The sequence below is a fragment of the Edaphobacter sp. 12200R-103 genome (assembly GCF_010093025.1).
Lineage (GTDB): Bacteria > Acidobacteriota > Terriglobia > Terriglobales > Acidobacteriaceae > Edaphobacter.
The window spans coordinates 3,349,614-3,369,522 of record NZ_CP048114.1 but is presented as its reverse complement, the minus strand read 5'-3'; the positions used below and the strand labels follow the sequence as shown (position 1 = coordinate 3,369,522).

The window sequence follows — 19,909 nt, the reverse complement described above, 5'->3', positions numbered from 1 at the left end:
GCGCTCAGTTGAGTTCCTGGGCGAGTCCGATGAGAAGTCCTTCAGGCCCGCGGATGTAGCAGAGCCGATATGAGTCCTGATATCGGACTACTTCGCCTACGAGCTGTGCGCCGCGCTTGCGAAGCCTGCCAAGCGTCTCGTCGATATCGTCTACGGCGAACATGACGCGGAGATAGCCTAGAGCGTTCACCGGGGCATTGCGGTGATCCGCGACGACAGGCGGCGTGAGGAAGCGGGAGAGCTCGAGACGGCTATGGCCGTCCGGCGTGCGCATCATCGCAATCTCAACACGCTGGCCGGCAAGTCCGGTGACACGTCCTGCCCATTCTCCTTCGATCGTGGCCCGCCCTTCGAGTTCAAGGCCCAGCTCTCGAAAGAAATCAATCGTCCCTTCGAGGTCATCGACGACGATTCCTACGTTATCCATCCGTTTGAGCGCCATGCGTCGAATCTATCAGATGGTTCACGAACGGCCGTTAGTCGGGACGGATCACGGCAATCCGAAAGTGATCGCAGGATCACTCCCGAAAAACGCTGTTGTGAGAAGAGAACTTGAGTGATCGCAACCGCCCTGGCCTGCGGAAGCAGCTTTCCGATCATGAGCGTATGCGCTAAAGTGGCTTGCCGATCTCCCAGCGATGTCCAAACGGGTCCACAACGGAGCCATCACGCCATCCGTAGTCGTGGTTCTGCACGGGGGAGCGGACCACCGCGCCAGCGGCTACAGCCTGATCGAACACCGCATCCGGATCGTCTACGATGAGCATGAGCCGCACTGCCGTCCCGCCCAGCTGTGCGGGTGACGGATTACCGATCGCTTCGTCCGCCGGATGCACCCAGAACTCCACACCATGGACAAGGAGCTGTGCCACCATGTCCTCGGCCGGAGGCGTGCTCCAACCTGTCGTGGCGCCAAAGGCCCGCCCATAAAACAGAATGGCGTCCCGAACGTCGCCGGGAATGTGCAGCATCGCAGAAAAGCGGTTGCTCATGTTGCACTGAAGCTTACAGCATCTCTGTAGATTCCATAAAGGGTCTGGGCCGCCCAAAAACGAGGCTTGAAACGGGCAAAGAGACTCCCGACAAACGCCGATCTCGGAAAGCTGCATCCTCAGCCCGGCCAGTGGGGCAAATCCCACTGGGAGATTCGCGGCCCGACCAGCATCCTGTCATCGTGCTCTCTCCTCTCGCCTTCGGCAGAAGAACGATCCGGTCTCCTTCCCCGGACCGCCGCTTTTTTTCGTTCACTTCCCATGAGCCTACCTGCCGGTGCTCATCTCGTACTCGATGCGTGACCTGGCGATGATGTACCAATCGACCCTGGCCGCTTCGTACCAAGAGCGAACACCATGAATGGCAGCGTTCTTACTATTCGATTCTTAGCGCTTCGACCGGTTCGATGGAAGCGGCGCGACGTGCGGGCACAAGTCCAGCAATCAGCGCACAGGCACTCAACACCAGGATTGCTCCACCGAGTACCCACGGATCGAAGCGGCTTACGCCGTAAAGCTGATGCGCCATGTAACGACCACAGACGATGGCGATTAGAGTGCCGATGACGAGTCCGACGGCAACCTGCAGCAGGGCGCCACGCAGCACCATACTGACCACGTTGCTCCGATTGGCACCCAAGGCCATGCGGATACCGATTTCTGCGGTGCGGCGGCTGACATTGTAGGCAGTAACTCCGTAAAGCCCAAGCGACGCCAGCAGGAGCGCCAGTAGACTGAAAAGGCCGGTAAGGCGGGCGAGAAGTCGCTGCTGGTTGAATTGAATCGCCACCTGTTCGGTATAACTCTTGAGATTGATTACCGAGAGGTTGGGATCTATTTCGGCCAGGGCGCTGCGAAAGGCTTTTTCATAGCTCTCCGGAGCACCGGTGACGCTAAGCTCGATCAGATAGGCATAGAGCGTTCCTGCCTCCAGGCGTTGATAGCCGCTGGGCCCGAAGGACGTGGTCTGTGAAAATGGAAGAAAATACATGGGCCTCTGCACCGAGCCGAGATTGCGATATGCCGTGTCCTTCACGATGCCCACGATTTCATAGTCGTATCCGTGGCCTTGCAGGGACGAGCCGAAGTGCTTCCCGATGGCATCTTCGCCGGGGAAGAATGTGCGGGCAAATGATTCGTCGACTACAGCGACGTGGGGCGATGCCTGTGTGTCGTTCTGATTGAAAGCGCGGCCTCGTTGAAGCGGCGTGCCGATCGTTTCAAAGTAGTGGGGACTGACACGGGAAAAGCCCACGTCGATGTTTTCCAGTCGATTGTCGGGGTGGCCGCCGATGGAAACGTTCAGTGAGATGCAGCACAAATTCTGGGGACTATTGAGCGAAAGGCTGGCACTGCGCACGCCGGGAATCTGCTCAAGACGATTCTGCACCTGTTGATAGGTGGCGGGGAGACGTTCCGGCGTGTAGCCTGCGGCCTTGAAATTGATCGTGGCCACGAGCCTGCCCTGAGGCTGAAAGCCAAGGTTGGTCTTTTCCAGATTGCGCAGACTCTGCGTGACCAGGCCCGCGACCGCAAGTAGAACGACGGAGAGCGCTGCCTGCACAATTATGAGAACCTTCTGCGGCCGCGAAGCATGTCGAGTGGCGCCGCGGCTGCCGAGGCGCAGGCCGTCCGACGGGTACGCACGTGTGCCGATCCAGGCTGGTACGACCGCAAAAACGATCGCCGTGAGAATGGAGAGACACAATGCGAACCCCAGGATGGGCAAAGAGGGCGAGGCGCTGATGGGAACATACGTGGCGCCGCGAAAGGCCAAAACAAGAATCGCCTTTGAAGCGGCGTAGGCGACCCCCAGCCCAACCGCTCCGCCGGTCAAGGAGAGCAGCAGGCTCTCCATGAGCACGGCACGAATGAGTCGGGAACGTCCCGCCCCCAGTGCAAGGCGCAGCGCCGTCTGCTGCTGACGGGATGCGCCACGCGCCAGCAACAAATTCGCGAGGTTGGCGCAAGCAATCAGGAGAACAAGAATGGACGCGGCCGAGAGAAGCCAGAGGTTGCTTTTTGAGCCATCGCGGAAGGACGAGATGCCGGCGCCGCCGGGTGTAAGGCGAATGTGCTGCTTATCGATCTTGTCCTTGTCTTCCCCTCTGTCACGGTGTTCAGCGCGAAGCCATTGCTGCAGTTCTGCGGTCAGTCGCGTTTGTACCGCGGCAGGTGAAAGACCAGGCTTGAGCCGGCCAATGACGTAAAGCCATGCGTCTCCGGATGAATAGAGAAGAGACTTTTGTCCTTGCCCCTCAAAAGCCGGTTGCAGGCTCAAGGGCAGCCACAATTCTGGCGGGTTGGCGGAAAGCCGGTTGCCAAAAAAGTCCTGCGGTGCGATGCCGACCAGCGTAACCGGCAAGCCGTTGATCAAGAGAGTCGATCCGATAAGGGACGGGTCGGATGCGTACTGCTGCTTCCAGGCCCGAAAGCCCATCACGACTGCGGCGGGCGCGTCCGGCCGGTCGTCCGCCGGACCAAGCAGGCGGCCTGCAGCGGCTTGAAGCCCTAACGTCGAAAAGTAGTTGCCGGAAACATATTCGCCATTGGCGGACTGCGCCACTGACGACAAGCCTGCGCGCCGCAGATTGAAAGAGGGTGTGCTGCCGGAAAACGCGGCAATCTGATCGAAGGACGGATCGGTATCGCGCAGATGCTTGTAGAACTGGTAGTCGAAGGTACCCCATGTATCCTGCAGGCCTCCCCACTCGCAACAGAAGAATTCGCCTTCACCGACGCGGTAAAGCTGGTGCGGATTGGCGATCGGCAATTGCTTGAGCATCACCGCGTGGATGAGCGTGAAAACCGCGGTGTTGGCACCGATACCGAAGGCCAGCGTGAGAACCACTACCGCGGAGAAACCGGCACTGTTGGTAAGAGTCCGAAGAGCATATCGAAGATCCTGCATCATGGTGTCCATAGAGACTCCTGTCCTGATATCGCGAACACTCTGCTTCACCTGTTCAACGCCCTCAAACTCCCGTCTGGCTTCCCGAAGAGCTTCATCCGGGGTCATACCGCCCCGTACCTTCTCCGCAGCCAGCATTTCGAGATAGCCGCGTATTTCTTCATCAAGGTCCCGGTTGACGGTCCCACGATCAAAGAAATTTCGCCATAGCGCGCGTAGACGAGCAATCACGTCCAGCCTCCTATGTGGCCCGCAAAGCACACGCCATCGCAATGGAAATCCTCTCCCATCGCTCCGACTCGCTATGAAGCTGTTTCCTGCCAGCCTTTGTGACGGAATAGAACTTGGCGCGCCGTTTGGTCTCCGATTCGCCCCATGAGGACGTGAGCCAACCGGCCTCCTCCATCCTGTGCAGAGCAGGGAATAAAGAGCCGGCTTTTACGTCAAAGGTGTCGTTGGTGATCTGCGCGATGCGACGCGAGATACCCATACCGTGCAATTCGCCGGATGCGAGCGACTTCAGGATCAATAAATCGAGCGTTCCCTGCAACAATTCAGATTGAGCGGGCGGCATGCGAGTCTCCTATAGATGGTCGATAAGACCATAGCAAGCCTCTTATAGACTGTCAATAGGAAGAATGAGTGCCGTTGCGCCCGTTCGCGGACCAAAAGAGACTGTTTCCTCCCAGGCCGGGTTGGGATGTCGAGATCAGGGCAATGCACGCATTGAGTAAGGGTTTGGACTGACCCTCGGGCATTCGCCTCTTGAAATGCCGTTGCCGGAAGCTGCACCTCAGACGGGCCAGTAGGGCAATTGCACGCTGAGATTCGCGGCCCGACCCGCATCCTGTTATCGTGCTCTACCCTCTCGGCTTCCGGCAGAAGAACGCTCCAGTCTCCTTCCCCGGACCGCCGCTTCTTTTTTGTTTGCGGAAGACGAGAGCTACATTGCAGGATTATCATTTTGTCTTCGAAGAAGCCGGTCATGTTTAACCAGCCTCAAAGATTCTTCTGCTCTGATCTAATTTGCGATGATTGCGTACCCATCAACCCTGAGGAGATGTGACATGTCGTTTTTGAACGCTCGATGCCTGACTGTATGCGCGGCTCTCATTGTGAGCTTTGCCCAGGTTGCGTCCGCAGCCGAGATCCTGATCGCCGATGCGAAGTCGCAGCCGGAGAGCCTGACGGTGGCTCCCGGAGGCGTGCTGATCGTCGGCAGCGCCAGCACGCCCTTTGTTTACAAGGTGAAGCCCGGCGCTTCTACGGCGGAGAAGTTTATCGATGCCAGCGCCGAAGGCCCGGGAACCTTCTTCTTCGGCATGCTGGCGGATGCATCGACCAACACCCTGTGGACCTGCCAGCTTACTCCCGTGCCAAACACGACGCCGGTCGAGCGGCATACCGCGCTCAGGAGCTTCGACCTTACGACCGGAGCACCGAAGATTCGCTGGAACCTGCCCGGCGACAACAACACGTGCAACGACTTTGCCATCGGGCCGGACAAGGCGCTCTACATCACCGACACCGCAAACGGAAAGATCTATCGCCTGCCGAGCGGCGCCACCACGGCAGAGCTGTTCCTCGAGCATCGCACGCTGATGGGCGTCGACGGCATCACCTTCCTGGATGGCACGCTGTATGTGAACAACGTCTTCTTCAACAAGCTGTATCGCATTCCCGTGGACGCCAGTGGAAAGGCGGGAACGCCCGTCGATATCTGGATGGACCAGCCAATCAAAGGACCGGATGGCATGCGCGCAGCCGGAGGAAAGCTGCTTGTGGCTGAGAACGGCAGCGGCAAGATCTCCGCGATTACGGTGAATGGAGACAAGGCCAGCGTCACGGTGCTGAAGGACGGCCTCAAGACTCCCACGGGAGTGGAGGCATCAGGCGATACGATCTGGATCGCCGAACGCGGCAAGGGACAGGCTGTCTCCATCCCTATGCCGAAGTAAACCGTAAGGCATGCCCCGGGTTATTCCTCCCGAGGCATGCGGGAAGCCCTCTTCACACCAGTGCGATCTCAAGCGAGGTAACGCTGGCAGGAGGAAAGCTGTGAGTAAGCTTTCCTCCTGCCGGACTGAGGGCTCCGGCAGAGCGCGGCTTGACCGCATCCGGATGCGCAAAGTCGTTGTGCGCATGCACATCCTTCTCCGCCAGCACGGTTCCCTTCGCTGAGGCAATCGAGGCGCCGCGCACGGCGATCTCCGTCGTCATCGGCTGGGTCAGGTGCGGGTTCACCACGGTAAGCGTGAGCGATTTGCCCTTGACCGAGGCGGATCCGCTGAGACCGGCAAGCGACTTGATGGGAGGAAGCTGGCCGATGTAGCTGTTGCCTCCCACCTGGCTTGCCGTGTTGCCCATGGGGTTGGGAATCGAGGCCGCCGTAAAATCTGCGCGCACCGACTGCGCTCCGCGATGCGGAAGATACATCTGGAAGACGTGGAAGGTCGGCGTGACGCAGAACCTGTCCCCCTGCGCCAGCATCAGCGAGTGAATGCAGTTGATTGACTGCGCGACGGCAGCGACGCCAACCTTGTCCGCATGGCGCTGGAAGATGTCGAACGTGATGCCGGTCAAAAGCGCATCGCGCATGGTGGACTGCTGCGACAGGTTGTACTCGGGCGCAAGCTCCGTGCCCTTGCCGTACCACGCTCCCCACTCGTCGACGACCAGCTTGACCGAGGGCTGCTCCCTCGACAGCGCGCTGGGAACGGCGCTGCTCATCGCGTTCCAGTGGTCCGTGATGACCTTGTCCATCAGGCTTCCGCGCGTCAGCAGATCGTAGAACTCGTCGTCGTTGAACTTCAGCGCATCGCCCGCGGCAAACTTCGTCGGACTGCCCGACGTGTAGTAATGAACGGAGAGTCCCCACAGATGACGCCGCTCCGGGTTGCCGTAGAGCGCCTTGAACAATCGGCTCGTCCAGTCGACATCGTCCCCGTTGGGACCCACCGCGACAAAGCGCAGCGGGGTGTCTCCATAGGTCGGCGTCCACGCCGTAAAGCGGCGAAATTCCATGGCGTACTCTTCGGGAGTGAGATTGCCGCCGCAGCCCCACGACTCGTTGCCGACGCCCCAAAGATCGACGTTGAAGGGCTCGCGATCGCCATTGGCTTCACGCTGCGCGGCCAGCGCATCGGGAGCCGCAGGCGCAGCCGAGTTCGAAGGAAGATTGCCTGCAGGAGCGTTGCAGTACTCGATCTCCTGGTAGAAGTCGCGCGCCGGCTGCGTCCGCAGATTGGCCGCAAGATAAGGCTTGCACCCGATTGCCCGGCAGGTGCGCATAAACTCGTGCAGGCCGTACTGGTTCGATTCCTGCTGCTTCCAGAAGCCCGCGCGGTTCGGCCGTTTGTCGCGCGGACCGATGCCATCGCGCCAGTCGTAGGAGTCGGCAAAACAGCCGCCCGGCCAGCGCAGCACGGGCACCTGCACGGCGCGCATGGTGTCGATGAAGTCCTTGCGGATGCCGCCCACGTTGGCGATCTTCGATCCCTCTCCAACCCACACGCCGTCATAGATCACGCCGCCAAGATGCTCGATAAAGTGCGAGTAGATCTCCGGCGAGATGGTGGCAATCGTCTCGCCGGGATCGATGTCGATATGCGCGTCGACCTGGGCAGAGCTCTGCGCAAGCAGGCTGGAACCGCGCAGTGCAACGGCAGCCGCTGCAAGCGAGGACGATTTAAGGAAGCGGCGGCGCGACGAGCTGGTTCGTGTCATGAAAACGTTCTCCCGGAGTACGTGCCAACAATATCGGAGGATACGAAGAAGGTTCAAGTAGGAAGACGCACCCCTCCGCAAAGTGCCTTCAGCCTACGAGCTGGGACGAGGGCCGGACCGGCACGGGAAAGAATCGGAACCACGGTTAAGTCCTAAAGTTTTAGTTGACAAGGAGAGGGTCTCGTCCTAATCTCCTAATAAATTAGGAGACGCGCATGGGACACAAGGAAAAAGACGGCTTGACGAGGCTGGAGTTGAAGATCATGCAGGTGGTCTGGCGGCGCGGCCCCAGCAATGTGACCGAGGTCCAGGAGGATCTCGATGAGCCGCTCGCCTACACCACGGTTCAAACGATGCTGAACATTCTCGAGCGCAAGAGAAAGGTCAAGCGCAAGCTGCGCGGACGCGCCTACGAATACAGCGCTGCCGTGAGTGAATCGAAGGCCGTGAGCCACGCTGTGCGCGACCTTGTGGATCGCATGTTCGGTGGCTCAAGTGAGGAGCTGGTGATGAGCCTGATCAAGAGCAGGCAGCTGGATCGGGAGACCATCGCAAGGCTGACAAAGCGCCTTGAAGAAGGAGACGGAGAATGAACGCGCTGGAGATGTGGCTCGTCTCGTATCTCGCGAATGCCCTGTGGATCGTTCCGCTGATCTTCGCGGCAGCGTGGGCTGCAGCACGTCTTGCGCAAAGGCTGGGACCGGGACCGGCGCACAGGATATGGGTGTTTGCTCTCGTCACCGAAGCGCTGTTGCCGGCCATACAGCTTCACCTCTTCAATATCGAAATTCTGCGGCTCTTTGGCCTGTCGGGAATCTCTTCTCCGGTTCACAGCCGCACGGCCATCACGTTCAGCGCGTTTGCAGGCGGCCACGAGAGGAAGCTGATTCTTTCGCACGATGCCTTAGCTGCAATTGCGACGGTTTACATTGCCGGCCTGACATACTTTGCAACGAGACTGGCGTACAGCCTCTGGAAGACGCATCGGATCGCCATGCGCGCGGACGAACGCTGCGAGGAACGCGTGGCGGATCGCTGGCGAACGGTGGCTGCCTTCCTCAGTGTCGACGCCGGAATTGCAGAATCTGCAGAGATTCCGGGACCGGTCACTGTAGGAGTGCGGAGAAAATTGCTTCTTCTTCCGCGAGGATTCGCCAGTCACACGGCAGAGGATCTCGATGCGGTCATGGCGCACGAATGCGCTCATATGGCCCGTCATGACTTCCTCAAGAACCTGCTCTACAGCCTCGTCTCGCTGCCTTGCGCATTTCATCCGTTTCTGTGGCTGACCCGGGCTCGGTTGTCGGAGAGTCGCGAGATGGTCTGCGATGCCATCGCCGCAGAGATGCTCGACGGTCCGCAAACCTACGCACGATCGCTGCTGCGTCTGGCGTCCGCGATGCTGGAACGCCCTCAGGTCGACATCCACGCCATCGGAATCTTCGATGCCAACCATTTTGAGAGGAGAATTATGCGCCTGACCGCCGGAACCGCAAGCTCAGGAAGTGTGCTACGCACTCTAACATTTGTGGCATGTGCAGCGATTGGATTTGGAACATGCGCTTCAGCGCTCACCTTGAGGACAGAGATCGGCACAGAAGCGAATGGATTAACCGGAAGAGCCATGGCAAAGGAAGAAGCTCATCCGAGCATGCCTGTGCTCATCAGCAGCAAAATGCCCGAATATCCAGCTGAAGGGAAAGAAGCTCACCTGAGCGGAATCTGCCTGGTTGGTTTGACGGTAGATCAACAGGGTATGCCCCAGGACGTACATATCCTCAGAAGCCTGCGACCGGACTTCGACCGGAATGCAGTGGCAGCGGTTCAGGAATATCGCTTCAAGCCTGCCTTGTCTGAAGGCAAGCCCGTCTCAAGGCAGATTAAGGTCGAAGTGAAATTTGCCTATTTCTAAAAGAAGGCTCCTTCGGCAGATAGCATTGACGGCTGCAGGCCAGCCCCTTGTTGAGGGTACAAGTCACCGACAAATACCAACAGCGTTCGATTGAAAGAGAGTGGGCTGTTGCAGCCGGGCGAAGCGGCCCACACTCTCCAGGGGCGTGAACGGAATCTTTGATTCCCTTGTACTATCTCTCCTGTGCCGGCGGATGCATCCTCCATCGCCGGCAGGAACGAGGACCTGCAGCGTGCGCACCTATGTCATTCATGAACCCGGAGCGCACTTCGTTCCGGTCGAGCTTCCCCGCCCGGTCCCCGCGGCCAATCAGGTCCTGGTCCGCATCCTGGCCAGCGGCGTCAATCCTCTCGATACCAAGATTCGCGCCGGAAAGGCGCCCCACGCCCGCCAGCCGCTTCCGGCAGTGCTCGGTCTCGACATGGCCGGCGTCGTCGAAGAGGTCGGCGCAGCCGTCTCAGCATTTCGTCCCGGTGACGAGGTCTACGGGATGGTCGGCGGAGTCGGTGGCCTCCAGGGCACGCTCGCGGAGTTTGTCTCCGTCAGCGCAGATCTTCTGGCACACAAGCCGCGTTCTCTCTCGATGCGCGAAGCCGCGGCGCTTCCCCTGATCACCATCACCGCGTGGGAGGGCCTCGTCGATCGCGCCAGGGTGCATGACGGCCAGGCTGTTCTCATTCACGCAGGCGCAGGCGGCGTAGGCCACGTCGCAATTCAGCTGGCAAAGTTCTACGGGGCCGAGGTGTTTGCGACGGTTTCGCCCACGAAGAAGCACATCGTGGAAGCATTCGGCGCGACCGCCATCGACTACCACGCGCTCTCGACCGAACAGTATATCGATCTGCACACCCACGGCGAGGGATTCGACATTATCTACGACACCGTGGGAGGCGCCACGCTCGATGCTTCCTTCGCCGCCGTCAAGCGCTATACCGGACATGTCGTCAGTTGCCTCGGATGGGGTACGCACGCTCTCGCTCCCCTCTCGTTTCGAGGCGCCACCTACTCCGGCGTCTTCACCCTGATGCCTCTGTTGACCGGATCAGGCCAAAAGCGGCATGGCGAGATCCTGCGCCAGGCCGCGGCGATTGCAGATGCCGGCCGCCTGAAGCCGCTTCTCAACGACCAACATTTTGCCGCCGACCAGGTTGAAGCGGCACACGCGCTGGTCGAATCTGGCCCCCTCGGCAAGGTCGTCGTCGAGTTCTAAGTTGTATCCAAAACCCTGAGCGGGGCATCCTCCAGATTCCTGATCTTCACAACCACGCGCTATTTTCCACAGCACGTGATATCTTCGTCTTGAACTGCACCGAATATCGTGCAGTCGTGAGGGCATCTGATGAGCAGCTCTGAGCTTGAGTACGTGCTTTCGCTGCGCGAGGACAACATCGGCACCAGCCAGAAGCGGCTGCGCTCCGAGATCATCGAGTTCATTCAGCGGCATGAGGACGCGGTGCTGGCCCAGCTTCGCGCGCACGAGTCGGCCGTCATCCCCACCTCGTTCGGCGAGATCACGCTGAACCTCGCCGACCTTCGCGAAGCAGTCGCATAGGAGCCTGACCGGTGCTGGCGCTTCTCGTCAGCTTGCTCATCGCCGTCTACCTGCTTGGACCCGACCTGATCGCCCGCTGGGCGGCGGATCTCGTCGTCTTCCGCAAAACCCGTGTCGAAAGCCACGCCCAGGAGGTCGCCCGCTCCATCCTCGGAGCCGCCATTCCCCTGGCCGTCGCCGTCGCCTGGGCACACGCGACCGGTGCGCTCTGGGCGTGCGGAACGCAGCGCGACGTAGAGACCGTCTTCTCCGCACTGCAGAGCGACAACTTCTTCCAGACGCACCACCAGCAGTTCTTCACCAGCCTGTACGCCTTCTTCTGGATGAACTACGCCATCCTGTGGCGGCTCTACTTCCTCGTACTGCTGGCTTCGGGGCTGCGCGTGGCCATCGTGCTGAACTACAACCGCGTCTGGCGCCGGCTGAACCAGCGCTGGATGCGAACCCTGCTGGCCACCATCGTGCCGCGCATCTCCGAGTGGGACCTGCTCTTCAGCGACATGCTGCTGCCCGAAGGCACCTTCCGCATCATGGCCGATGTGCTCACAAAGACCGGAGGCCTCTACCAGGGAACCGTGCAGGACCGCATGCTGAACAGCGACGGTTCGCTGCAGAGCATCACATTGGCCAACCCGCGACGCTTCGAGCGCGCCGAGTTCCGCAAAGCCAAGGCCGAGGATCTCGAAACCGTGCCCGACGAGTACTGGTTCAACATCCCCGGCAACCTGTTTATCGTGATGGCCTCCGACATCGCCAACCTCAACCTGCGCTACATCCGCCGCAAGCCGCTGCAGTTCCAGCCTTCCGATGAAGAGCGCGAGATACTGACGCGCCTGCTGGATCGCCTGAAGGATGGCACGTAGCCGTTTCTCCATAGGAAGGGTGGAATCATGCATCGCCCACAGATCGGGTGCCCCATCTTCGCGACGGCCTTATCGTCGCTAAGGTGGGTTTGCAGGATGTCAACTCGGGCCTTCTAAACCAGTTAAGAACCGCTACGCCCGCCCGGCAAACTCGCGGCTCTCCGTCGAAACCTTTACCTTCTCGCCTTCCTTGATAAAGAGCGGCACGCGAATATCGAGGCCGGTCTCCAGCTTCGCCACCTTGGTCACGCTTCCGCTCTGCGAGGCTCCGCTCAGCCCCGGCTCCGTCTCTGTCACCGCCAGGTCGACAAAGATCGGCAGCTCCAGCCCGATAGGATTGCCGTTGTACTTGTTCACCTGGATCAGCAAACCATCGACAAGAAAATCCAGCGCATTGCCGACCATGTTCTCCGTCAGCGTAAGCGTCTCAAAGCTTTGCTGGTCCAGAAAGTGGTATCCATCGCCATCGCTGTAGAGATACGTCGCATCCACCTGCTCGAGGTCGGGCTCCTTGAACTTCTCGCCGGCCTTGAAGGTCCTCTCGAAGACCGCGTTCGTCAGTAGATTGCGCATCTTCACGCGCACCAGCGTCTGTCCGCCGCGCGCCGTGGGCGAGTTCACCTCGACATCCATGCAGTAGAACGGCGTGTCTTCGTGCTCAAACAGTGTCTTGCGCTTAATGTCGATTGCTTCGATCAGTGCAGCCATGAAACTCCTGAATCCTTTTGTTGTCTTCTCCGAGTATAGGGAGCGCAACAGCTTCGGACAAAGCGTATCCGCCGGGCTACATCGCTTCGCCGCGCTCTTGCTGAACCCGGCCATCCTCGCGCGCCTGCATCCAGTCGCGCAGAATCACGACCGCCGCAACCTGGTCGATAATCCGCTTGCGATCCCTGCGGTCGTGCCCGGCCTCATCAAGAATCTCGTGCGCTGCAACCGAGCTCAACCGCTCATCCCACAGATGCACCGCAACCCCCGAACGCGCGCCGATCTCCTCGGCGAACTCCTGCACCTTTGCCGCCCAGGGACTCACATCGCCCGACATATGCAGCGGGTTGCCGACGACGATCTCCGTAACCTCATGCCTGCGGATCAGCCGCATCAGGCTGCGCAGATCCTCTCCCCGCCCCTTGCGCCAGATCGTCAGCAGAGGCTGCGCCGTGTAACCCAGAGGGTCGGAGAGCGCCACGCCGATCCGTGCCTTGCCCACATCGAGCGCCATCACCCGTCCCGTCGCCATCCTTCGAGTCTATCGCCGCTCTCCATGCAGGTGCTTGCTTTGCAGGACTATAGTGATGCCGAGGCTATATGGACGTATTCTTCGGAAGGGCAATCTAGAAAGCAGTGTCATCTGCTTCCAAAGCAGCGTCATTTCGACCGGTGCAGGACGGTATTCTCGTCCTGCGTAGCGGAGAAACCCCGGTATTGGGGATGGATCTCCTCACAGGACGCATCTGGCAGTTCGGGCAAAGACGCATCCTTGAACGAACCCGCAAATTTACTTCCCCGTGTCATCCTGAGCGAGCGCAGCGAGTCGAAGGATCTGCGTTTCTGCGGGATAGGACGATCCTGCCGATACAACCCGATCTTTTATTGTGACCTCTCTGCCAGGGCAGCACTCTACTTCCTAGAAAGTCCACAAAGGAGATCAAAGCCCATGTACGACATGAAGAACCTCACCCTGTTGAAGAAGCTGGACGCGAACGCACCCGACCAGATGAAGGCCTTCTGGGAGTTCGACAAGGCAGCCTTTCAGCCCGGTTCCATCGATGTCCTGCACAAGCAGCTGATGGCCCTCGCCGTCGCCCTTACAACCCAGTGCCCCTACTGCCTGGAGCTGCATCGCCGCGCCGCCGTGCAGGCCGGAGCCACCGAGGCCATGCTCGCCGAGACAGCCGTCGTCGCAGCAGCCATGCGTGCCGGAGCCGCCGTAACCCACGCCAGCCATCTCTTCAAGGAGTAGACTCACGCGAACCGCATCTCCCGGATCGAAAGCCAGGCATGCCCCGCAGAGGGTAAACTGGCTTCCCATGTCTGACACCGAGATGTTGCACCCGCAGGTCGCCGACCTCCTTAGCGGAATCCTGCGGCCCAATCCCGCAGCCGGCCCCGCCACCATCGAAGCGACCCGCGCCGCCAGCCACCGGCTCGGCGATCTTCTCGGAGGACCTGCCGAACCCGTCCACCGCGTCTGGGAGAGCACCGCCGAAAGCTCGCAGGGTCCGGTTCGCCTGCGCTGGTACCAGGCCGAAGACGCCGAACCGGACTCGCTGCTGGTCTACGTGCACGGCGGCGGATGGGTCGCAGGCGATCTCGACACCCACGACATGATCTGCCGCGGCCTCGCCCTGCGCTCGCGCTACATCATCCTCAGCGTGGACTACAGCCTCGCCCCGGAGGACATTCATCCACGGCCCGTCCTCGAAGTCGCATCCATCCTCGAACAGGCGCGCGCACTCGCGGGTGGCTTTGGTCTCGATATTCGCACCCTGGCCGTCGCCGGTGACAGCGCGGGCGCACATCTGCTCGCCTCCGCCATGCACCACCTGGCATCCTTTGGCCGTGCCCTGCCCGACGCTGCGGCTCTCATCTACCCGGTCACCGACGCCTCGCTCGCCTATCCCAGCTACGAACGCTTCGGCGAGGGCTTCGCTCTCACCGCCGTGGGTATGCGCTGGTACTGGGAGCAGTACCTCGGCAGCGATCTCGCCTCGCTCGACGACGATCATCTCCGCGACCCGTACCTCTCGCCGCTCTACTCCCCGCACCTCGACCGCTTTCCACCGTCGCTCGTCATCACGGCGGCCTGCGACGTGCTTCACGACGAAGGCGTCGCCTTCACCAGTCGCCTCCGTCAAAGATCCGTCCCGGTCGAACACATCGACGTCCCCGGCTACATCCACGGCTTTCTTCGCTACCGCAAGGTCCTCACCGACCCGGAACACGGCCCCGACGCCATCCTGACCCGCATCGGCGAGTTTCTCGCCCGCCAGACCACCGCGAAAGCATCGGTATAACCGACGCCAGGAAACATCCGCTCATCTTCCTGCCACCGCCATCCCGGCCTCCTGCGAAGCCTTCCCCGCACGCGCCCGTATCCAGAGATTCATCGGCTCCGTGTAGAGCTTCGAGACCAGCAGGCCCAACAGACCGGCACAGACAATCACGCCCGCGAACAGCACCGCAACGCCACGCATCGGCTTGCCCGCGCTGAGAAACACGCTGAACAGCCCCATCACGACAAAGATGTGGGTCAGGTAGATCTCGTAGCTCAGCCGCCCCAGCGCGAGCACCGGCTCCAGCAGACGCGGTGCGCGCCATCCCGAACTCGCAGCCGCGGCGATCACCAGGCACGCGCCCAGCGCGAGGATCGTCATGCTCAGCCCGTTTCTCCCCAGCCCCGCCGTATTCACCCTGATCGAAAATCCAAGAATCAAAATCAGCAGCGCCATCCCAAAGGCAGTGCACCACCAAACCACTCTCTTCGTAAGCTCTCGCCCGCTGGTAAGGATCGCGGTCAGGCATCCCATCGCAATCGCATCCATCCCGCCCAGGTACGAGTACTCATACCAGACCGGGTTATGCCGCAGCGCCGCAGCGCGGGCAAACGGCCCCGCCATCGCAAACACCAGCAGCAGCGGGACAAGCATTCTCGTTCGACGACTCAGCAGGGCGACTACAGGAAAGAAGAGATAGAAGACCTCCTCCACCGAAAGCGACCAGAGAATATCCCAGCCCGCCGGAAGATACCCGCGCGTCGCCTCCAGCACATTGATGCGGAACGTCAGTGCCGCGGCCAGCGCAGCCTTCAGCCCGCCGACCTTCTCGGAGACGACATAGCCGTGCACGCCGCTCAGGTGCAGCACCGATAGCACGGCCAGCAACAGCAGCATCAACGGAGCGATGCGTGCCACGCGCAGCGTATAGAACTCCTTGAGCGACACACCTCCGGGGAATCGCCATCTGCGCATGCTCGTCGACGTAATCAGGAATCCCGACACCGCGAAGAAGATCTGTACGCCATACTGCCCGCTCCACACCAGCGTGGCCGCCATCTGCGGCGGCATGCCTTTGGTGTACGGCACATGCGCCGACAACAACCTCATATTGACGTGATTCATCAGAACAAGGAAGATCGAAAGTCCGCGCAGCAGGTCGATCCCGTCGACGCGTCTCCAGCTGCGGCCGCTGACTGCACTTTGCTGAAAGCTCATGTCGCAGCAGTATCCGACACGCCATGCAGCGAATCAATCTCGTGGAGCAAGTCATGCCAAAACGATCCGCCGGCCTGCTGATGTACCGTTACCGCGAAGACGTATCCGGGACCGCGCCCGATGCCACGCTCGAAGTCTTCCTTGTGCATCCCGGCGGACCCTTCTGGGCGAAGAAAGACCTCGGCGCCTGGACCATCCCCAAGGGCGAGTACAGCGACGACGAAGATCCTCTCGCCGCCGCCATCCGCGAGTTCCGCGAAGAGACCGGCTTCACCGCTGAGGGCAACTTCCTCCCGCTCGGCGAGATTCGTCAGACCGGCGGCAAACTCGTCACCCTCTGGGCCATCGAAGGCGACTGCGACCCCGACGCACTCGTCAGCATGACCTTCGAGATGGAGTGGCCTCCCCGCTCCGGCCGCCGCGCCGGCTTCCCCGAAGTCGATCGCGGCGCATGGTTCCCGCTCACGGAAGCCCGCACCCGCATCCTCGCCAGCCAGCAGCCCGCACTCGAACGCCTCGTCGAACGCATCCCAGGCCCACGATCCGCCTCAACCAGGATTCCCTCGGAGAGCACACCATGAAGATGCGTCTCTTCGTCGGAATCGCCCTCGACCCCGCACTCACCGATGCGCTCAAACGCCTCACCGCATCGCTGCGCCGCGCCGGCGATGGCCTGCGCTGGTCCAGCCCCGAATCCTGGCACATCACTCTCCAGTTCCTCGGCGCAACCGATCCGCAGTGCTACGAATCTCTCCTCGCCCGCCTCAGCGAGATTCACCGTCCACCGCTCGCGATCCACCTCGGCGTCCCTGACGTCTTCGAACGCGCCGGCGTCTTTCACATCGGCGTGCTGCCCTCACAGCACCTCACCGCACTCGAGCGCCACGTCGTAGCCGCCACGGCACTCTGCGGCATCCGGCCTGAAGACCACCCCTACCATCCCCACATCACCCTCGTGCGCAGCAAGGGCCATGAAGGACGCCGCGGACTCCACGCACTGCTCGAGCACCTTCACTCGCCCCATACGCTTCCGTCCTTCACCGCGCACGAATTCCTCCTCTACCAGAGCCTCCCCACTCCCACCGGCTCACGCTACGAGATCCGCGCCCGCTTCCCCCTGTCCTCGCCTCCAGCGCAATAAAAGACAAAAAACGCATCGAAATATCTCGCACAGCCACAAACCGGATCTCTCGCACAGCCACAAAACCGGGTGCCCCACCTTCGCGAAGCTAAGGTGGGTTTTGCAGGATGTCCCCCAAAAAAGAAGTGTCATCCCAACCGAAGCGCAGCGAAGTGGAGGGATCTGCTTTTCCACCCTCGCTGCCATCCCGGCCAAATCAACTCCCTACTCCAGCGGACGATTCAGCTCCGTCCTCCACTCCGTCGTGTCGCTGCTCATATCCGGACCCATCAGGTACCGTTCCCACAGATCGTCGCGCGTCTTCAGGTTGTGGGCAGCAATCCACTCGTGCAATTCACCCCAGCCGCCACCCAGCCCCTCATAGCCTCCGCTGTAGACCGCCTGCACCACCCGCGCCGCCTCCAGCTCTCCCGCCTCTACGTGTCCCTCAGGCTTAACATCGCTCTCCACCGGAAAGCAGATGCGGAAGTCGAAGCTCTCATCCGGACGCCGAAAATGATGCGTAAACCACGGACCGGACGGAGCAACATTCTGCCGCTTCAGCACGCGGCCCAGCTCCTCCAGCCCCACGCGCATGGCATGCACAATCTCACCCCGCGGAGTCTTTACCCGGATAAACGCTATCCTCTGCTGCGGCGACTCGACAATATGCGGCACGCTGATCATCTTGAAACCTCCTCCAAAACAAAGAGCGCGCCCGGCAAGGCGCGCTCATCACAACTCGTCCTCAACCGGCTCAGATCCGCATCGGCATCAGGATGTAGCGATAGCGAACCTCATCGTTTCCATCCTCGGGCCGCATCTGCCCGGCCGACTGCGCATCCTTGAACTCCAGCCTCACCTCGCCCGTATTCCCGATCGCCTTCAGAAAGTCCAGAAGGTACTGGCTGTTGAACCCCACCACCAGCGGCTCGTAGTTATACGGCGTCTCAATCGAATCCTCCGACTCGCCCGCGTCGGTCGACGACGACGAAAGCTTCAGCTCATTCTGCTCCAGCCGCAGCTTGATCGCGCCCGAGCGTTCATCGGCAAACTGCGCCACGCGCTGGATCGAACCCATCAGGTCCTCCGAGCGCACAATCACAAACTTGGTGTTGTCGCGCGGCAGCACGGCCTCATAGTTGGGGAACTGACCCGTCAGCTTGCGGCTCGTCAGCACACGCCCACCGACGCGGAAGAACAGCGTCTGCTCGTCATCGGCAAACTCGATCGACTCCGCATCCGTATTCGACAGCAGGCCCGACAGCTCCCCCAGCGCCTTGCGCGGAATCAGCGTCTTCTTCTCGCCCTGGACGCCCTCCAGCTGCTCGTTCACCTTCTCAATGTGCGCCAGCCGATGCCCATCCGTCGCCACCATCGCCATCGACTCCGCCTTCAGCACCAGCAGGGCTCCATTCAGCGTGTAGCGCGACTCCTCGTTCGAGATTGCGAAGATCGTCTTCGAGATCAGGTTCTTCAGCCCAGCCACCGGCAGCTTCACCGCTCCCGCAGCCGGAAACTCCGGAACCTGGGGGAAGTTCACCCGCGCCATCCCGACCATCTTCGTGTTCGAGCGGCCAGCGCGAATCTGCACCCAGTGGTTGTCCATCAGCTTGATGGAGATATCGCCTTCAGGCAGCAGCTTGATGTAGTCGTACAGCTTGCGCGCCGGGATCGTGCACGCCCCCGGCTTCTTCACCCGCGCCGAGCAGCTCGTCTTCATGCTCTGGTCCAGGTCCGTCGCCGTAATCGTCAGACGGTCGCCGCCCTCGTCCTGCGTGGCTTCAAACAGAAAGTTCGAAAGGATCGGAATCGTCGTCTTGCGCTCCACGACCGACTGCGCCGCCGTCAGCTCACGCAGAAGCTCCGCGCGGGAGACAGTGATCTCAAGATTCCCCGTAGGGGCTGCATTTGTCGTCATCTCCGAATCCTGGGTAGCCGTAGTCACAGTATTCTCTCCCGTCGTGCCGCGTTGCGCCGTTTCGCATCGATTTATCGCTGCTGGCCAAACTGTACAACGAATCCGGCCACAGATTCTACGACTGCATATCCTCGCACTGCGCGACAGCTTGATTCTAGGGCGCAGACCCCGCTCGACGCGACGAAAATCTCTGTGGGAAAAGATGCCCATGTGTGGCAATACCGCCACCCCGCCACGGACCTGCCAGGCATCTGCAACGCTGCTCGTGCGAGTACGGCTTTTAAGAGAGAAAGAGCTTTAAAGACAGAATGCTCGCCGTCGTAATCGTTCTCGCTGGAAAAGTGGATAACCTTCCTATCTATTTATTGATAAATGACTTAATAGTGTGTCCCGTTTTAGAAAACCCGCCCGCTGGATTTGCAAGATCGGGACAACCGGTTTGAAATCCCGGCTTCGACCCCCATTTATCCCTGTTCTTAACAGCCCCTCCAGCTCACCCACGGAGAAGACCCCGTGCCCATCGTGGGAATGTTTGCCAAAACCAACATCTTCAGCATCTTGCAGCAGCCCCGTTTCCCACACCTTCCAGAAAGCCCCGAGGATAACCCGCCCAAAACCCGAAATCAGGAGAGAGGAAGCAGCAGCGGTTCTTCAGGGTCCGCACAGCCACAAAACCGGGTGCCCCACCTTGACGAAGC

General features: G+C 60.6%; 20 protein-coding genes. 10 read left to right on the top strand and 10 right to left on the bottom strand.

What is annotated here, in order from left to right; translation table 11 throughout:
• Positions 1–4: 4 nt before the first annotated feature.
• The 4 genes from GWR55_RS14040 to GWR55_RS14025 form a co-directional block, all read right to left on the bottom strand.
• Positions 5–442: a VOC family protein gene (locus tag GWR55_RS14040; RefSeq protein ID WP_162402815.1), complete on the bottom strand. Its 438-nt coding sequence runs from the start codon at positions 440–442 to the stop codon at positions 5–7.
• 169 nt (positions 443–611) lie between these two features.
• Positions 612–992, bottom strand: a complete 381-nt coding sequence (locus GWR55_RS14035) for a glyoxalase/bleomycin resistance/extradiol dioxygenase family protein (RefSeq protein WP_238398425.1) — start codon at positions 990–992, stop codon at positions 612–614.
• 376 nt (positions 993–1,368) lie between these two features.
• Positions 1,369–4,134: an ABC transporter permease gene (locus GWR55_RS14030; RefSeq protein ID WP_162402814.1), complete on the bottom strand. Its 2,766-nt coding sequence runs from the start codon at positions 4,132–4,134 to the stop codon at positions 1,369–1,371.
• Positions 4,135–4,144: 10 nt separating this feature from the next.
• Positions 4,145–4,477: a PadR family transcriptional regulator gene (locus GWR55_RS14025; protein ID WP_162402813.1), complete on the bottom strand. Its 333-nt coding sequence runs from the start codon at positions 4,475–4,477 to the stop codon at positions 4,145–4,147.
• A 493-nt stretch (positions 4,478–4,970) separates the two neighbouring features.
• On the opposite strand from GWR55_RS14025, the gene GWR55_RS14020 reads away from it, so the two are divergent.
• On the top strand, positions 4,971–5,861 hold the full coding sequence (locus tag GWR55_RS14020; RefSeq protein WP_162402812.1) for an SMP-30/gluconolactonase/LRE family protein: 891 nt from the start codon (positions 4,971–4,973) through the stop codon (positions 5,859–5,861).
• A gap of 52 nt (positions 5,862–5,913) precedes the next feature.
• On the opposite strand, the gene GWR55_RS14015 is transcribed toward GWR55_RS14020, so the two are convergent.
• Positions 5,914–7,629, bottom strand: a complete 1,716-nt coding sequence (locus GWR55_RS14015) for an alpha-N-arabinofuranosidase (RefSeq protein WP_162402811.1) — start codon at positions 7,627–7,629, stop codon at positions 5,914–5,916.
• Positions 7,630–7,844: 215 nt separating this feature from the next.
• Here GWR55_RS14015 and GWR55_RS14010 point away from each other — a divergent pair, with 215 nt between their 5' ends.
• From GWR55_RS14010 to GWR55_RS13990, 5 genes are all read left to right on the top strand, one after another.
• Positions 7,845–8,222 (top strand): BlaI/MecI/CopY family transcriptional regulator, encoded by a 378-nt coding sequence (locus GWR55_RS14010; RefSeq protein ID WP_162402810.1) that lies wholly within the window; start codon positions 7,845–7,847, stop codon positions 8,220–8,222.
• Entirely contained in the window at positions 8,219–9,541 is a 1,323-nt protein-coding gene (locus GWR55_RS14005) for a M56 family metallopeptidase (RefSeq protein ID WP_162402809.1), read from the top strand. The genes GWR55_RS14010 and GWR55_RS14005 overlap by 4 nt, the downstream gene beginning before the upstream one ends.
• Before the next feature lie 193 nt (positions 9,542–9,734).
• Positions 9,735–10,751 (top strand): zinc-dependent alcohol dehydrogenase family protein, encoded by a 1,017-nt coding sequence (locus GWR55_RS14000; protein ID WP_162402808.1) that lies wholly within the window; start codon positions 9,735–9,737, stop codon positions 10,749–10,751.
• A 129-nt stretch (positions 10,752–10,880) separates the two neighbouring features.
• A complete protein-coding gene (locus GWR55_RS13995) occupies positions 10,881–11,093 on the top strand; it encodes a hypothetical protein (protein ID WP_162402807.1) in 213 nt (70 codons plus the stop codon).
• A gap of 11 nt (positions 11,094–11,104) precedes the next feature.
• Entirely contained in the window at positions 11,105–11,956 is an 852-nt protein-coding gene (locus tag GWR55_RS13990; protein WP_162402806.1) for a hypothetical protein, read from the top strand.
• Positions 11,957–12,088: 132 nt separating this feature from the next.
• Here GWR55_RS13990 and efp read toward each other — a convergent pair whose 3' ends face one another.
• A complete protein-coding gene (efp, locus tag GWR55_RS13985) occupies positions 12,089–12,664 on the bottom strand; it encodes an elongation factor P (RefSeq protein WP_162402805.1) in 576 nt (191 codons plus the stop codon).
• A gap of 76 nt (positions 12,665–12,740) precedes the next feature.
• Positions 12,741–13,196, bottom strand: coding sequence for a Holliday junction resolvase RuvX (gene ruvX / locus GWR55_RS13980; protein ID WP_162402804.1), 456 nt, complete (start codon positions 13,194–13,196; stop codon positions 12,741–12,743).
• A gap of 417 nt (positions 13,197–13,613) precedes the next feature.
• Between ruvX and GWR55_RS13975 the strand changes: the two genes are divergently transcribed.
• Both GWR55_RS13975 and GWR55_RS13970 read left to right on the top strand, forming a co-directional pair.
• A complete protein-coding gene (locus GWR55_RS13975; RefSeq protein WP_162402803.1) occupies positions 13,614–13,919 on the top strand; it encodes a carboxymuconolactone decarboxylase family protein in 306 nt (101 codons plus the stop codon).
• Between the two features lie 67 nt (positions 13,920–13,986).
• Positions 13,987–14,973 carry an alpha/beta hydrolase gene (locus tag GWR55_RS13970; protein ID WP_162402802.1) on the top strand — a complete coding sequence of 329 codons (987 nt, stop codon included), beginning with the start codon at positions 13,987–13,989 and terminating at the stop codon, positions 14,971–14,973.
• A 21-nt stretch (positions 14,974–14,994) separates the two neighbouring features.
• On the opposite strand, the gene GWR55_RS13965 is transcribed toward GWR55_RS13970, so the two are convergent.
• A complete protein-coding gene (locus GWR55_RS13965; RefSeq protein WP_162402801.1) occupies positions 14,995–16,170 on the bottom strand; it encodes an acyltransferase in 1,176 nt (391 codons plus the stop codon).
• A 53-nt stretch (positions 16,171–16,223) separates the two neighbouring features.
• Here GWR55_RS13965 and GWR55_RS13960 point away from each other — a divergent pair, with 53 nt between their 5' ends.
• Positions 16,224–16,751, top strand: coding sequence for an NUDIX domain-containing protein (locus GWR55_RS13960; RefSeq protein WP_162402800.1), 528 nt, complete (start codon positions 16,224–16,226; stop codon positions 16,749–16,751).
• Positions 16,748–17,311: an RNA 2',3'-cyclic phosphodiesterase gene (gene thpR, locus GWR55_RS13955; protein WP_162402799.1), complete on the top strand. Its 564-nt coding sequence runs from the start codon at positions 16,748–16,750 to the stop codon at positions 17,309–17,311. The genes GWR55_RS13960 and thpR overlap by 4 nt, the downstream gene beginning before the upstream one ends.
• A 204-nt stretch (positions 17,312–17,515) precedes the next feature.
• On the opposite strand, the gene GWR55_RS13950 is transcribed toward thpR, so the two are convergent.
• Positions 17,516–17,977 (bottom strand): GyrI-like domain-containing protein, encoded by a 462-nt coding sequence (locus GWR55_RS13950; RefSeq protein WP_162402798.1) that lies wholly within the window; start codon positions 17,975–17,977, stop codon positions 17,516–17,518.
• 70 nt (positions 17,978–18,047) lie between these two features.
• Positions 18,048–19,211, bottom strand: coding sequence for a DNA polymerase III subunit beta (dnaN, locus tag GWR55_RS13945; RefSeq protein ID WP_162402797.1), 1,164 nt, complete (start codon positions 19,209–19,211; stop codon positions 18,048–18,050).
• Between the last annotated feature and the right edge of the window lie 698 nt (positions 19,212–19,909).